Source organism: Actinospongiicola halichondriae (assembly GCF_049103745.1).
Classification (GTDB): Bacteria; Actinomycetota; Acidimicrobiia; order Acidimicrobiales; family Salinilacustritrichaceae; genus Salinilacustrithrix; species Salinilacustrithrix halichondriae.
Window position 1 is genome coordinate 554,482 of the sequence record NZ_CP171622.1, and the last position, 14,206, is coordinate 568,687.

General features: G+C 71.0%; 9 protein-coding genes and 1 pseudogene. 5 read left to right on the forward strand and 5 right to left on the reverse strand.

Annotation, left to right across the window (positions count from 1 at the left end; genetic code table 11):
- Window positions 1-19: 19 nt before the first annotated feature.
- Window positions 20-1,216, reverse strand: coding sequence for a citrate/2-methylcitrate synthase (locus tag AB8619_RS02895; protein WP_436794955.1), 1,197 nt, complete (start codon window positions 1,214-1,216; stop codon window positions 20-22).
- 115 nt (window positions 1,217-1,331) lie between these two features.
- On the opposite strand from AB8619_RS02895, the pseudogene AB8619_RS02900 reads away from it, so the two are divergent.
- Both AB8619_RS02900 and AB8619_RS02905 read left to right on the forward strand, forming a co-directional pair.
- Window positions 1,332-1,652 (forward strand): annotated as a pseudogene (locus AB8619_RS02900) (CBS domain-containing protein); the annotation flags it as partial.
- Between the two features lie 15 nt (window positions 1,653-1,667).
- Window positions 1,668-2,825 (forward strand): citrate/2-methylcitrate synthase, encoded by a 1,158-nt coding sequence (locus AB8619_RS02905; protein WP_436796340.1) that lies wholly within the window; start codon window positions 1,668-1,670, stop codon window positions 2,823-2,825.
- Window positions 2,826-2,847: 22 nt separating this feature from the next.
- Here AB8619_RS02905 and AB8619_RS02910 read toward each other — a convergent pair whose 3' ends face one another.
- Genes AB8619_RS02910 through AB8619_RS02925 form a run of 4 tightly spaced genes read right to left on the reverse strand, consistent with a single transcriptional unit; the run spans window position 2,848 to window position 7,363 of the window.
- On the reverse strand, window positions 2,848-4,872 hold the full coding sequence (locus AB8619_RS02910; protein WP_436794956.1) for an FG-GAP-like repeat-containing protein: 2,025 nt from the start codon (window positions 4,870-4,872) through the stop codon (window positions 2,848-2,850).
- A gap of 1 nt (window position 4,873) precedes the next feature.
- Window positions 4,874-5,812 (reverse strand): TIGR03619 family F420-dependent LLM class oxidoreductase, encoded by a 939-nt coding sequence (locus AB8619_RS02915; protein WP_436794957.1) that lies wholly within the window; start codon window positions 5,810-5,812, stop codon window positions 4,874-4,876.
- Between the two features lie 34 nt (window positions 5,813-5,846).
- The gene (locus AB8619_RS02920; protein ID WP_436794958.1) at window positions 5,847-6,407 is read right to left on the reverse strand and encodes a TetR/AcrR family transcriptional regulator; all 561 of its coding nucleotides are present in this window, start codon (window positions 6,405-6,407) and stop codon (window positions 5,847-5,849) included.
- A complete protein-coding gene (locus tag AB8619_RS02925) occupies window positions 6,404-7,363 on the reverse strand; it encodes an oxidoreductase (RefSeq protein ID WP_436794959.1) in 960 nt (319 codons plus the stop codon). Before AB8619_RS02925 ends, AB8619_RS02920 begins: the two co-directional genes overlap by 4 nt.
- A gap of 100 nt (window positions 7,364-7,463) precedes the next feature.
- Here AB8619_RS02925 and AB8619_RS02930 point away from each other — a divergent pair, with 100 nt between their 5' ends.
- From AB8619_RS02930 to AB8619_RS02940, 3 genes are all read left to right on the forward strand, one after another.
- A complete protein-coding gene (locus AB8619_RS02930; protein WP_436794960.1) occupies window positions 7,464-12,014 on the forward strand; it encodes an Lhr family helicase in 4,551 nt (1,516 codons plus the stop codon).
- A 115-nt stretch (window positions 12,015-12,129) separates the two neighbouring features.
- Window positions 12,130-12,939: an Fpg/Nei family DNA glycosylase gene (locus AB8619_RS02935; RefSeq protein ID WP_436794961.1), complete on the forward strand. Its 810-nt coding sequence runs from the start codon at window positions 12,130-12,132 to the stop codon at window positions 12,937-12,939.
- 10 nt (window positions 12,940-12,949) lie between these two features.
- Window positions 12,950-14,203, forward strand: a complete 1,254-nt coding sequence (locus AB8619_RS02940) for an NAD(P)/FAD-dependent oxidoreductase (RefSeq protein WP_436794962.1) — start codon at window positions 12,950-12,952, stop codon at window positions 14,201-14,203.
- Window positions 14,204-14,206 lie beyond the last annotated feature (3 nt).

The window sequence follows — 14,206 nt, forward strand, 5'->3', positions numbered from 1 at the left end:
TCGCTGTGGGCGCGAGCAGTCAGGGGTTGCGAGGCGGCGAACCGACGTAGGCGGCGCGCGGTCGGAATCGGAGTGCGTGCTCGTACTCCTCGATCGCGTGCGCCAGCCATCCGACGGTGCGAGCGACGGCGAAGACCGCTTCGGTGGCGCCGTCGGCGAAGCCGTACGTCTCGGCCGCGGCGGCGAGTGCGAAGTCGATGTTGGGGAACGGCAGCTTGCGCTCGTCCATCACGGCGAGGATCTCGGGGACGACGCACGGGACGTCGTCGGGTCCCAGTACCTGGAACACGACGTCGGCTCGTGGATCCGACGACTCGTAGACCCGGTGACCGAACCCCGGGATGCGGTCGCCGTTGCCGAGCCGTCGCCCGATCGCCTCGGCGGCCGAGGTCTCGCCGGCCTCGCGGAGGAGCTGGCGAGCCTGCTCGCTGGCGCCCCCGTGGAGTGGCCCGCCGAGCACGGCGAGGCCGGCCTGGAACACCAGGTACGGATCCGCCCAGGTCGACGCCGCGACGCGCGCCGCGAACGTGGACGACGCCAGTTCGTGGTCGGCGAGCAGCACGAGGACGGCGTCGAGGAACCGGACCCGCGATGCCGACGGCTTGGCGTCGGTGATCCGGGCCCACAGACGAGCGGCCAGCGGTGCGCCGTCGGGGGCGTCGTGGCGGCCGAGCACGTCGAGGCACTCGACCATGGCGGCAACGGTCGACCGGCCGGTGTCGGCGACAGCGCTGGGCCGCCGGTCGGCGCGGAACGGATCGGCGTGCCGCATCACGGCGAGCGCGGTGCGGAAGCGGTCGATGGGCGGGAGGTCGCCGACGGCGTCGACCGCGCTGCGGGCGACGGCCACGGCGGACTCGGAGGCCACGAACGGCGTGTCGGCCACGGTGCCGGTCCACAGCCAGGAGGCGATCTCCTCGAAGCTCGCTTCGGCGACGGCGTCGGCCACGTCCCATCCGCGGTAGTAGAGGTGTCCCGAGGGCTCGAGCAGGGTGAGTTGCGTCTCGACGACGACCTCGAGCCCCGCCGTGCGTCCGCCGCGCCTGCTCCGTGACGCGTGGCGTTCGACGTCGGCGCGCAGGAACCGACTCCGCCGTTGACCCGGGACCTTCTCGCTCCGGATCAACCCGCGGCTGACGTAGGCGTACAGCGTCTCGGGTTTCACCTCGAGCCGGCGCGAGGCCTGCTCGCTCGTCATCCACGGGTCGACGACCATGGGTTGACCATAGCTTGATCCGATCAACGTTGACGACATGAACTGGCCGCCCGAGACTGGAGCCGTGAACACCACCGAACGAGACACCACCGCTCCCCGGACCGTCGGCGACGTCATGACCGTCCCCGCCCGGTCGGCATCACCCGACGACAGCGTTGCCACCGCGGCAGCACACATGAACCGCGACGTCGTCAGCTCGCTGGTCGTGACCGACGCCGGACGCCCCGTCGGCATCATCACCGAGCGCGACGTCCTGCACGCAGCCGGCACCGGCGCCGACCTGGCCACCGAGTCGGTCGCCGCCTGGATGACGCCCGACCCCGACTGTCTCGACCCCGACGCCTCGATCGATGCCGCCTGGGCCCAGTTCGCCGAACGCCACTACCGCCACCTCCCCGTGGTGGTCGACGGCGAACTCCAGGGCGTCGTGTCGCTCCGTGACCTCACGGCCATGGCCCATCTCCATCCGGCCGACGAGGCGCTCGTCGCACCGGTCGGGCTCAAGGGGATGATCGTGGCCGAGACCGCCCTCGGCGACGTCCGAGGCCAGGAGGGCTTCTACCACTACCGCCAGTACGCGGCCCCCGAACTGGCGGCCTCACGGACGTTCGAAGACGTCTGGCACCTCCTCGTCGACGGCGACCTCCCCGACGCTGCCCGCCGCCGGACGTTCGACGCCGAGGTCGCCCCGTACCGGGCGCTCCCCGAAGCGGTCCTCGCCGTCCTGCCCGCCATCAGCCGATCGGCCGGCTCGGTCTCCTCCGCACTCCGCACCGCCCTGTCGCACCATGCGTCCGTACTGGCTCTCCCCAACTCGATGGACGTCGACCATGTCGCCCGCCGCACCCAGGCGTTGCAGTTGAGCGCCGTGGTCCCGGCGCTCATCGCCGCCATCCACCGCCTGCGTCGCGGACTCGAGCCGGTGGCCAGCCGGCCCGACCTGTCGTACGCGGCGGACTACCTCCACATGCTCCGCGGCGACGAGGCCCCGCCCGAGTACGTGCGAGCGATCGAGCAGTACCTGATCCTCGGCATCGACCACGGCTTCAACGCCTCGACGTTCACCACCCGCGTCGTCACGTCGACCGGCAGCGACCTGGGCTCGGCGATCGTCGCCGGAGCGGGCGCGCTCCTCGGCCCGCTCCATGGTGGAGCACCGAGCCGTGCGCTCGACACGCTCGACGAGATCGGGTCGCCGGACCGCGCAGCCCAGTGGGTGCGTGAGAAGGTCGAGGCCGGCGAGCGGATCATGGGCTTCGGTCATCCCGTCTACAAGACCGCCGATCCCCGCTCGGTCATGCTGCGATCGATCGCCCAGGGACTCGGCGGCGAACTGGTCGACTTCGCGGTCCAGGTCGAAGCCGAGGTCGAGCGAACGCTCGCCGAACTCAAGCCCGGCCGGGAACTGCACACCAACGTCGAGTGGTACGCCGCCGTGGTGATGGACCGGTGCGGTCTCGACCGTGACCTGTTCACCCCGACGTTCACGGCCAGCCGCGTCGTCGGGTGGTGTGCCCAGGCGCTGGAGCAGGCTGCCGACAACCGGATCATCCGCCCCAGCAGCCGCTACGTCGGGCCGCCCCCGCCCCAGCCGGTGCCGGCGATCTGAGTCGCCCGCAGCCGGTGTCGACTCAGGTGGTCGGAGTCACGGATCGAGGCGCCGCCGCGTCGCCGATTCCCAGCCACAGGTGATCGGCGGCGACGCCCCGGCCGTACCAGAGGATGTCGACGCGTCCGTCACCGTCGAAGTCGCCGGCAGCGGGCTCGTAGCGACCACGTACGCCGAGGCTCCTGCGGGTCGAGCCGTCGAAGAGCACGTCGTCGTGGGCGCCGGGGCCGTAGAAGTGGACCTCGTCCGCGGCGTCGCCGTCGAAGTCACCGACGATCGGGAGGTGGAGGTCGGGGAGCGACTCGCTGCTGCTGGCGAAGTCCGCCGGCCCACCGGTCGCACGCCACCGCCGGTCGGCGTCCGCTCCCGGCGCATACCAGACGATGTCGTCACGGGCGTCGCCGTCGAGATCGGCCACGACCGGTTGGAAGCTGCCGTTCACCGAGCGAGCCGTCGATGCGAACGAGCCGTCGTCGGTCGCGGTCCAGACGAAGTCGGGCGTGGAACCGGATGCGTACCAGAAGACGTCGTCGGCGTCGTCGCCGTCGAAGTCGCCGACCGCGGGGTCGTAGCGGCCGCTGACCGATGTGGCGCTGCTCGCGAAGGTCGACTCCGGCGTGCCGTTCCAGACGAAGTCGGACGCTGGCCCGGGGGCGTACCAGAAGATGTCGTCGGTGCCGTCGCCGTCGAAGTCCCCGAGGAAGGGTTCGTATCGGCCGTTGACGGGTCGGGCGTTGCTGGTGAAGGTGCCGTTGGTCTGGCCGTTCCAGACGAAGTCGGCGGCGGGTCCGGGGGCGTACCAGAAGATGTCGTCGGTGCCGTCGCCGTCGAAGTCCCCGACGAGGGGTTCGTATCGGCCGTTGACGGGTCGGGCGTTGCTGGTGAAGGTGCCGTTGGTCTGGCCGTTCCAGACGAAGTCGGCGGCGGGTCCGGGGGCGTACCAGAAGATGTCGTCGGTGTTGTCGCCGTCGAAGTCCCCGACGAGGGGGAGGTAGACACCGTTGATCGTCGAACCACCCGGGACCGGGGGCGCAGATCCGAGGCGGGGGGCGCAGGCCCGCATGCCGGACAACGCGCTCGATCCGCCGCCGGCCACCGACTGCACACCACCGGGGTCGCCCGGCACACCGAGGCGGCTGGCGACGTTGGACCACGACTCGCCACCCGAGGCCTGCACACACCGTGACCGGTCGACGAGGCGAGGGGCGGCATCACCGGTGGTGAGCACGGTGGCGACCTCGGCCGACACGAACTCGACGAGGGCCTGGCCCGCCGCATGGGTCGCGTTGCGGTCGCTCTGGACCGTGATGGCGTAGCCCTCGCCGGTGAGGTCGTCGCGGACGAAGCCGGTCGAGCCGATGCGCCACCGGGCGGTGCCCGACAGGGGGTAGAAGCCGTTCTTGAGGGCCACCGTGTACCCCGCGGGGACGCCGGCCGAGATGCCCCACTGCTGGGTCGGGTGCACGGCGGTCATGAACTGCCATGCCCTCCCGCGTGCGGTGGCGCCGAGCGCCCCGCCGCCGTGGAGCATCGCGACTGCGAGTCGGGTGCGGTCCTCGGCGGTGCTGACCGTCGCGCCCCAACTCGTGGTGTGCGAGGTCCTGGTGAGGCCGAACCGACGATCCATGGACTCGAGCCCCGCCACCCCGCCGAGCGAGTGGAACAGCTCGCTGGCCGGCGGGTTGTGACTGAGCCACATGGTGGGCTCGAGGCGGCTCCGTTCGAACGACGTCAGGCCGCGGCCCTCGTCCTGGGCCCGGAGGAGGACGCCGGCCAGGAACTGCGCCTTGATCACCGAGGCGGTGGTGATCTCCATTCCGCGGTCGAGGTGGTACCAGCAGTCGGTCCGCGTGTCGTACACGGCGGCGGTGACCCGCTGGCCGGGAAAGCGATCGCGGAGGTCGGCCCGGAAGGACGCCGTGAAGGGATCGGTACACGCAGCAGCGCCGGCTGGCGCCGCGGTGGGGATCGTGAGCGCAAGCAGGACGAGCGTCGTCGCGATGGCGACGATCGGGCGCGTCCCGAGAGGCCGACCGTGTTCGCGCACGTCAGGTCCGACGGGTCGCCGCGCGGAACGCGGTCACGAGTGGCTGCAACATGGCCGCAGCATCGTCGACGTCGGCGGGCAGCGTCACGCCGGTGTGGAAGGTCGTCACTCCTGCGGCGACCGCGTCGGCCACGGGCTCGAGCGTGGCGTCGACGTCGATCGCCCCGTCGTCGTCGGTGACGACGCGCAAGCCACCGACGACGCCGATCGACGACGGATCGCGTCCGTGTTCGGTGACGGCATCGCGCATGTGCCCGATCGACGCAGCGAGGTCGGCAGCGTCGGCCCCCCAGGGGATCCAGCCCGAGCCGAATCGTGCGAGGCGTCGCATCGACCGGGGGTTGACCGTGCCGCTCACCCAGATCGGCACGCCACCGGACTGGACGGGTTTGGGTTGCTGGTGGATCCCGGAGAACTGCAGTTCGTCCGACTCGTGGCTGGCGGCGTCCTCGGTCCAGAGCTGTCGGCAGACCTCGAGCGTGTGGTCGAGCAGGCGGCCTCGATCGGCGTACGACAGCCCGGCGGCCTCGTACTCCTCTCGCTGCCAGCCGACGCCGACCCCGAGGTCCAGTCGTCCCTCGGAGAGCACGTCGATCGTCGCGCACTGACCGGCGAGCACGACCGGTCGCCGGAGCGCGGCGAGCAGGATGTTGGTGCCGAAGCGGACCCGGTCCGTGATGGCGCTCAGATGGGCGATCACCGCCAGTGGGTCGAGCCAGTGGCCATCGGGGCCGGTCGGTTGGCGACCCCCGGCCTGCCCGCCACGTGCCGGGTCGCCGTAGGCGTCGAGGTTCTCGCCCATGACGACGTGGTCCGACATGACGAGGCGGTCGATGCCGACGGCGTCGGCTGCACGCGCCACGGTGCGCAGTGAGCGCCAACGGTCGGCGGGCTCATCCTTCGACCAGGTCGTCAAGCGGAGCGAGAGTTCGGGGTCCATCGAGCGGCGAGGGTATCGGGACGCCGACGCTCGATCAGACGGTGACGGCCCGCCAGCAGGCATCGCACAGCGTCTCCATGCTCCTGGCGTCGAGCCGTTCGCCCGAGGCGACCAGTCGGATCGCCGGGCCGAGTGCCAGGTCGAAGATCACGAGGAGGGGGAGTGGAGCGAACCGTTCCATCATCCCGGCCGCGGCAGCAGCATCGAGCAGGCCATCGCCCGACTCGTCCATCGATCGGGAGTGGGCCTCGTGCGCATACGGCGAGGTGTCGACCTGGAGCAGGAAGCGCGCCCGGTCGGGGTCGTCGGCCAGGTGGTCGTGGACGCGGAACCACAACTGCCGGAACGTCGACTCGGTGTCGCCGGGCCGGAGGTCACGGGTCGCCGCTCGGCCGAGGTCCTCCTTGACCTCCACATAGGTGGCGAGCACGAGATCGTCCTTCGACTCGTAGTGCACGTAGGCGGTGCCGGTTCCGACACCTGCCTCGCGTGCGATCGCGGCCATCGACGTGCCGTGGAATCCCTGGCGGGCGACGAGACGCACGACGGCCGAGCGGATCGCCGCGGCTCGGTCGACCGTTGCCGGCACGCTCACGTGTCGAGCGACGCCTTTGCCGCGACCACGTCGAGCGCCACCCCGGTCTCGCGTTCGGAGACCTCCCACAGGGTGGCGACCTTGCCGTCCAGGCCGAGCGTGCGGAGCACCGGACGCTTGACTGCCGGCCCGTTGCTGCCGAACAGCGGGCCATAGAGCTCGCCACCGTTCGCCGATGGATCGGTCGCGGCGCGGAGCTGCATGCGTGCGCCGTCGGCCGGCTTCATGCCGACGAGGGCAGCGAGCTTGTCGGACACGGCGCCGATGACCCCGCCGCCGCCCTCGGCCTGGGTGTGCGACTGCAGGTCGGTGTGCGACAGGCCCGGATGGGCGATGAGGCTCGAGACCCCGACACCGGCGTCGTCGAAGGCCTTCTGGAGCCCGAGTCCGAAGTAGTAGTTCGAGAGCTTGGCCTGTCCGTAGGAACCCCAGGCGCTGTACTTGCCCTCGAGATGAGGGTTGGCGGGGTCGACCCCGGTGCCCATGAACCGGGCGACACTCGTGACGGTGACGACGCGAACGTCGTCGCCGGCGGCGTCGGCGCGGAGCAGCGCGGGAAGCAGCCCGGCGGTGAAGGTCCAGTGGCCGAGGTGGTTGACGCCGAACTGCATCTCGAAGCCGTCGTCGGTCTTCCGCTCGGGCATGGCCATCAGGCCGGCGTTGTTGACGAGCAGATGGATCTCGGGGTGGGACTTCGTGATCGTGTCGGTGGCGGCCTTGACCGAGTCCTGGTTCCCGAGGTCGACGGCGACGAGTTCGAGCGACGCCGTCGGGTGCGCGGTCAGGATCCGGTTCTGGGCCGCTGCGGCCTTGTCCTGGTTGCGAACCGCCATGACCACGTGGGCGCCCTTGCCGGCGAGCGCCTCGGCGGTCTCGAGGCCGAGCCCGCCGTTCGCCCCGGTGACGACGGCGACGCGTCCGGTCTGGTCGGGGATGTCGTCGATGGACCAGGGCATGGGAGCTCCTCCGCAGAATGAATGAACGTTCAGTCAGCATAGCCCGAGGTGGCGATCGGCCGAGGTCCGGTGGTCACGGCCGGCCGATACCGTTCCTCCGATGCCAGGTTCCGCCGCGCTCGAGCAGTTCTCGCCCGCCGTGCACGCGTGGTTCGAGACGTCGTTCCCGGCCCCGACCCCGCCGCAGGAGCAGGGCTGGCCGGCCATCGCCGCCGGCGACCACAGCCTGATCCTGGCTCCGACCGGCAGCGGCAAGACCCTGTCGGCATTCCTGTGGGCGATCGACCGCCTGACGTCGAGTCCACCGCCCGAGGAGCGCACGCACCGCACCCGCGTCCTGTACATCTCGCCGCTGCGCGCCCTCGCCGTCGACGTCGAGAAGAACCTCCGGGCGCCCATCCAGGGGATCCGTCTCGCCGCCGACCGTCTCGGCGTGGCGTACACCGAGCCGACGGTCGGACTGCGTTCGGGCGACACGCCGAGCGACGAACGTCGGAAGCTGGTCCGGAACCCGCCCGACATCTTGATCACCACGCCCGAGTCGCTCTACCTGATGCTGACGTCGGCAGCGCGCGAGACGTTGATGGGCGTCGAGGCGGTGATCATCGACGAGATCCACTCCGTCGCGAAGACCAAGCGTGGGGCGCATCTCAGCGTGTCGTTGGAACGCCTGGTCACATGGATCGAACAGAACGGCGGAACGGCGCCGCAGCGCATCGGGCTGTCGGCCACGCAGCGGCCGCTCGAGGAGATCGCCGCGTTCCTCGGCGGACGGGCCGACGATGGGTCGTGGCGGCCGGTGTCGATCATCGACGCCGGTGTGCGCAAGGAACTCGACATCGAGGTCATCGTCCCGGTCGACGACATGGGCCAACTCGGCCAGGTGATCGAGGAACCGGTGAGCGGACCCGCCGCCGCCGGTCCGGTGCGGCGGAGCATCTGGCCGTCGATGCACCCGCGGCTGCTCGAGCTGGTGCAGGAGCACAACTCGACGCTGATCTTCGTGAACGCCCGTCGGTTGGCGGAGCGGTTGGCCGCCCGGCTCAACGAGCTCGCCCACGACGAGGCGACGGCCACCGCCGGCGACGGGGTGGGCGCCATGGGTCGTTCCTACGAAGCGCCCGACGACGCCGACGACGGGCCGCCGCCGGAACTCGTGAAGGCGCACCACGGGTCGATTTCGCGTGAACGTCGTCTCCAGATCGAGGACGAACTCAAGTCGGGCCGGCTCAAGGGGCTGGTCGCGACGTCGTCGCTCGAACTCGGCATCGACATGGGCGCTGTCGACCTCGTCATCCAGGTCGAGTCACCCGGCAGCGTGTCGTCCGGACTGCAGCGCATCGGGCGCGCCGGTCACCAGGTCGGCGAACCGAGTCGGGGGAAGCTGTTCCCCAAGCACCGGCAGGACCTGCTCGAGGCCGCCGTCGTGGTCAAGCAGATGCACGACGGTCTGGTCGAGACCACCCGCTACCCCCGCAACCCGCTCGACGTCCTCTGCCAGCAGATCGTGGCGGCCTGTGCGCTCGACGAGTGGAAGCTCGACGACCTCACCCGGATGATCCGCCGGTCGGCCAACTTCGCCTCACTCTCCGACGACGTCCTCACCGCCTGCCTCGACCTCCTCGGCGGTCGCTATCCGTCGGAGGAGTTCAGCGAGCTCCGCCCGCGCATCGTCTGGGACCGCACCGACTCGATGGTGCGCGGGCGCGCCGGTGCACAGCGCCTGGCCGTCACCAATCCGGGCACCATCCCCGACCGCGGGCTCTTCGGGGTGTTCCTCCCCGACGGCACCCGCGTCGGCGAACTCGACGAGGAGATGGTCTACGAGTCGCGTGCCGGCGAGACCTTCCTGCTCGGCGCGTCGACCTGGCGGATCGAGGAGATCACCTTCGAGCGCGTCATCGTGACGCCGGCACCGGGCGTGCCCGGCAAGATGCCGTTCTGGCACGGCGACGGCCCCGGGCGACCGCTCGAACTCGGTCGAGCGATCGGGGCCTTCACCCGGTCGATCCGCGACCGCACCGAGACCCCTGACCCGATCGCCACCCTCCGGGACGACCACGGCCTCGATGCCCTGGCGGCCCAGAACCTGGTGTCGTTCCTCGACGAGCAAGCCGAGGCCACCGGCGTCGTCCCCGACGACCGGACCATCGTCGTCGAACGGTTCCGTGACGAGATCGGCGACTGGCGGGTGTGCATCCTCTCGCCCTTCGGTGCGCAGGTGCACGCCCCGTGGGCCATGGCGCTGCAGACCACGCTCGGCGAGCGATGGGGCGTCGAGGTCGAGATGATCTGGTCGGACGACGGCATCGTGTTGCGCCTTCCTGAGGCCGTCGACGACCTCCCGATCGACGAGCTGGCGATCCCGCCGGAGGAGATCGAGGACATCATCCTCGGCCAGTTGCCGAACACCGCCATGTTCGCGTCGCGGTTCCGTGAGTGCGCCGGTCGGGCTCTGCTCCTCCCGCGCCGCCGTCCCGACCGCCGGCAGCCGCTGTGGCAGCAACGTCAGCGGGCCGCCGACCTGTTGAAGGTGGCCAGCAAGTACCCGACGTTCCCGATGCTGCTCGAGACCACCCGAGAGTGCGTCAACGACGTCTTCGACCTCCCCGCGCTGAAGGAGCTGCTCTCCGACATCCGGTCGCGGCGCATCCGCGTGGTCCCCGTCGACACCGACCAGTCGTCGCCGATGGCGCAGTCGCTGGTGTTCGGGTGGATCGCGGTCTACATGTACGAAGGCGATGCTCCGCTGGCCGAGCGCCGTGCGGCAGCGTTGGCGCTCGACCGCGATCTGCTGCGCGAGCTGCTCGGTTCCGAGGAGCTCCGCGAGCTGATCGACCGCGACGTGCTCGCCGACCTCGAGCTCGAGCTGCAACGCCTGGTCGACGGACGACGTGCCCGCGACGCCGACGAGTGCCACGACCTCCTCCGCCTGCTCGGGCCGCTGAGCATCGACGAGTTGGACCTCCGGTCCGAGGGTGATGCCAAGGCGTGGATCGACGACCTGGTGACCGAACGCCGCGCCTACGCGGTCGGCGTCGGCGGCGAGGAACGCTGGGCGGCGACCGACGACGCCGCACGGCTGCGCGATGCGCTCGGCGTCGCCGTCCCCGTCGGGCTTCCGGCGGCGTTCACCGACCCTGTCGACGACCCGATGGCCGACCTCGCGGCCCGCTACGCCCGCACGCACGGTCCCTTCACGGCGATGGAGGCGGCCGCTCGCTACGGGGTGGCCGTCGACCGGATGATCCCGGCACTCGAGCGACTCGAGGCCGAGGGCCGGGTGCTCCGAGGCGAGTTCCGCCCCGGCGGCCACGACCGGGAGTGGACCGACCCGGAGGTGCTGCGGGTCCTGCGTCGTCGGTCGCTGGCCGCCCTGCGCAAGGAGGTCGAACCAGTCGAGGGCGATGCTCTCGGACGCTTCCTGCCCGAGTGGCACCACGTCGGGTCGAATCGCCGTGGCGTCGACGCGCTGATCGACGTGGTGGCCCAGCTCCAGGGCGCGCCGATCCCGGCATCCGTGCTCGAGGCCGATGTCCTCCCCGCGCGTCTGCGGGAGTACTCGCCGTCCGACCTCGACCAGCTGTGCACTGCGGGCGAGGTCGTGTGGGTCGGTGGCGGATCGCTCGGTGCGCGGGACGGTCGGATCCGGCTCCTGTTCCGCGACACGGCTGGCCTCCTCGTCCCCACGCTCGACGCTCCACCGGACGGACCCATCCACGTCGCCCTGCTCGAACACCTCGGCGGCCGCGGCGCGTCGTTCTGGTCCGACCTCGTCGGCGCCGCACAGGCCGCCGGCGTCGACTACGACGACACCGCGGTGCTCACTGCGCTGTGGGACCTCGCATGGGCGGGCTACGTGACCAACGACTCGCTCACCCCGTTGCGAGCCCACCTCGCCGGTAAGCCCCGACGGTCGGCGGCAGGCAAGGGCCGCGGCCGCCCGCGCCCGGGCCGACTCTCGCGGCTGGGTCCAGCGGCGGGCGCAGGCCGGTGGTCGCTCGTGGCTCCGCTGCTCGCGCCCGCGCCGTCCCCGACCGAGGCCGCACACGCCAAGGCCCGCCAGCTGCTCGAACGCTATGGCGTGCTCACTCGGGAGGCGGCGCTGGGCGAGGGGAGCGAGGGTGGTTTCGCCGGCGTCTACCCGGTGCTGAAGGCGCTCGAGGAGCGTGGCGAGCTGCGACGTGGCTACTTCGTGTCCGGCCTCGGGGCGGCGCAGTTCGCGTTACCCGGGGCGGTCGACCGACTGCGCGCCGCCCGCGAACCCGACGCTCGTCCCGGCGCCGTCGTGCTCGCCGCCACCGATCCCGCCCAGCCGTACGGCGCAGCACTTCCGTGGCCCGAGTCCGCCGGCCGCCCGGCGCGTCAGGCGGGGGCGCACGTGTTGCTGGTCGACGGTGCCCTCGTCGCCTACCTGGAGCGAGGCGGTCACAGCGTGTCGACGTTCGCCGACACCGCCGATCACCCCGACTGGGCCGAACACCTCAAGGTCCTGGTCGAGTCGGGCCCGGATCGTCGTCCGCGCTACCGATCGCTCGAGATCCGCAAGATCGACGGCGAACCGGCCGGCGACTCGCCGTGGCGCGTGGCGCTCGAGACCGCCGGCTACCGCGACGGCTACAAGGGCTTCGTCCACCGCCCCACCCGCTGACCACCCGCTGACGCCCCCCGGAACCCGACCAACATTCGGTTCTGGGTGCGCGATCGGGATGTGTGGCGTCCCGATCGCGCACCCAGAACGGGAGAGGGGGTCGTAGCGTGGTGGGGTGCCTGAAGGCGACACGATCCATCGGGCTGCGGCGCGGCTGCGGCCGGCGCTGGTCGGTCACACGCTCACCCGTTTCGAGGCCGCACGACTGGCGGGGGACCGGCCCCGGCCCGGCGAGACGATCGAGACCGTCGAAGCCCGCGGGAAGCACCTCCTCATCGGCTTCAGCGGCGGGCTGGTGCTGCGCACCCACATGCGGATGACCGGGTCATGGCATCTGTACCGCGACGGCGAGCGATGGCAGAAGGGGGCGCACCTCGCCCGAGCCGTGGTCGGTGCCGACAGCGGTTGGGTCGCCGTGTGCTTCCAGGCGCCCGTGGTCGAGATCCACCACCGAGAGGGTCGTCAACCCGACGCGCTCGCCGGCCTCGGACCGGACCTCACCGCCGAACATCCCGACATCGACGCGGTCCTCGCTCGTGTTGCCCGATCGACGGATGACGAGACCGAGGTCGCCGACGCCCTCCTCGACCAGCGGCTGGGCGCGGGAATCGGCAACGTCTACAAGTCCGAGGTCCTCTTCCTCCACGGCATCGACCCCTTCACCGCGGTGGCGTCGATCGAGCCCGACCGACTCCGGGCCGTGTACGAGACGGCGCACCGTCTGCTCCGGGCCAACCTCTCGACGTCGAGACGGGTGACGTATCGCGGTGGCGTCGCCGTCTACGGACGCAAGGGCCAACCGTGCAAGCGCTGTGGGACCGTCGTCCGCATGCGACGACAGGGCCCGATGGCCCGCTCCACCTACTGGTGCCCCGAGTGCCAGTCGCCCGAGAAATCGGTTGTCACCACACCAGTTCGTGAATAGATTCACAAGCATGCAGGACCGTCCGCACGTGATCGTCATCGGTGCCGGGTTCGGTGGACTCGCCGTGGCCCGCGAGCTGGTGGATCAGCCGGTCGACGTGACCGTCGTCGACCGCAACAACTTCCACACCTTCCTGCCACTGCTCTACCAGGTGGCCACCAGCGGACTGAATGCTGCCGACGTCGCCCACTCGGTGCGGGCCGTGTTCCAGAAGGCCGACAACGTCCAGGTCCGGCTGGGGACCGTCACCGGCGTCGACTGGGACACGCGGTCGATCGAGATCGAGGATCAGCAGCCGTTGGCGTTCGATCACCTCGTGGTGGCAGCGGGATCGTCGACCAACTACTTCGGCGTGCCCGGTGCGGCCGAGCACGCGTTCCCGCTCTACTCGATCACCGATGCGGTCGCGCTCCGGAACCGGATCATCGAACAGTTCGAGGCGGCGGACCGGGAGCCGGCGCTCATCGACGAGGGCGCGCTCTCGTTCGTGATCGTCGGCGGCGGTCCCACCGGTGTCGAGCTCTCGGGCGCGATGGCCGAGCTGTTCGACCGCGTGCTCCGCAAGGACTTCTCCCACCTCCCGGTCGACCGTGCACGCGTCGTCCTCGTCGAGATGTCCGACTCGTTGCTGACCCCGTTCCAGAAGCGGAGCCGCCGTCACGCCATCGATGCGCTGCGTCGCCGTGGAGTCGACGTCCGACTCGCAACGCGCGTCGAATCGGTCGCAGCCGACGACGTGGTGCTCGACGGCGGCGAACGAGTCCCGACCAGGACCCTGATCTGGGCGGCCGGCGTGCAGGCGAGTCCGTTGACCGCGGTCCTCGACGTCGACCTGGGGCCTGGCGGTCGGGTCGTGGTCGACGACGACCTGTCGATCCGTGGCCGTCCCGGCGGCTGGGCGCTCGGCGACGTCGCCCACGTGACCAGCGCCGACGGCGCAGCCGTGCCGCAACTGGCACCGGCCGCCATGCAGGGTGGGCGTCTCGTGGCGCAGAACATCGTCCGCTCGGTCGAGGGCCGCCCCACCGAGGCATTCGCCTACCGGAACAAGGGGACCATGGCGACCATCGGCCGCCGGTCGGCGGTGACCGAGATCCCGCATCTGCCCCCGCTGGTGGGCTCGGTCGCGTGGCTGGCCTGGCTCGTGCTCCACCTCTACATGCTGATCGGATTCCGCAACCGGGTCTCGGTGCTCGTGAACTGGGCGTGGAACTACCTGACCTGGGATCGCGGTCCCCGCATCCTGCTGCGGAGCGGCAAGTAGCGT

Coding starts and splice junctions, on each gene's coding strand:
- AB8619_RS02895 (WP_436794955.1), bottom strand. CDS start 1,216: ATGGTCGTCGACCCGTGGATGACGAGCGAGCAGGCCTCGCGCCGGCTC.
- AB8619_RS02905 (WP_436796340.1), top strand. CDS start 1,668: ATGGCCCATCTCCATCCGGCCGACGAGGCGCTCGTCGCACCGGTCGGG.
- AB8619_RS02915 (WP_436794957.1), bottom strand. CDS start 5,812: ATGGACCCCGAACTCTCGCTCCGCTTGACGACCTGGTCGAAGGATGAG.
- AB8619_RS02925 (WP_436794959.1), bottom strand. CDS start 7,363: ATGCCCTGGTCCATCGACGACATCCCCGACCAGACCGGACGCGTCGCC.
- AB8619_RS02930 (WP_436794960.1), top strand. CDS start 7,464: ATGCCAGGTTCCGCCGCGCTCGAGCAGTTCTCGCCCGCCGTGCACGCG.
- AB8619_RS02940 (WP_436794962.1), top strand. CDS start 12,950: ATGCAGGACCGTCCGCACGTGATCGTCATCGGTGCCGGGTTCGGTGGA.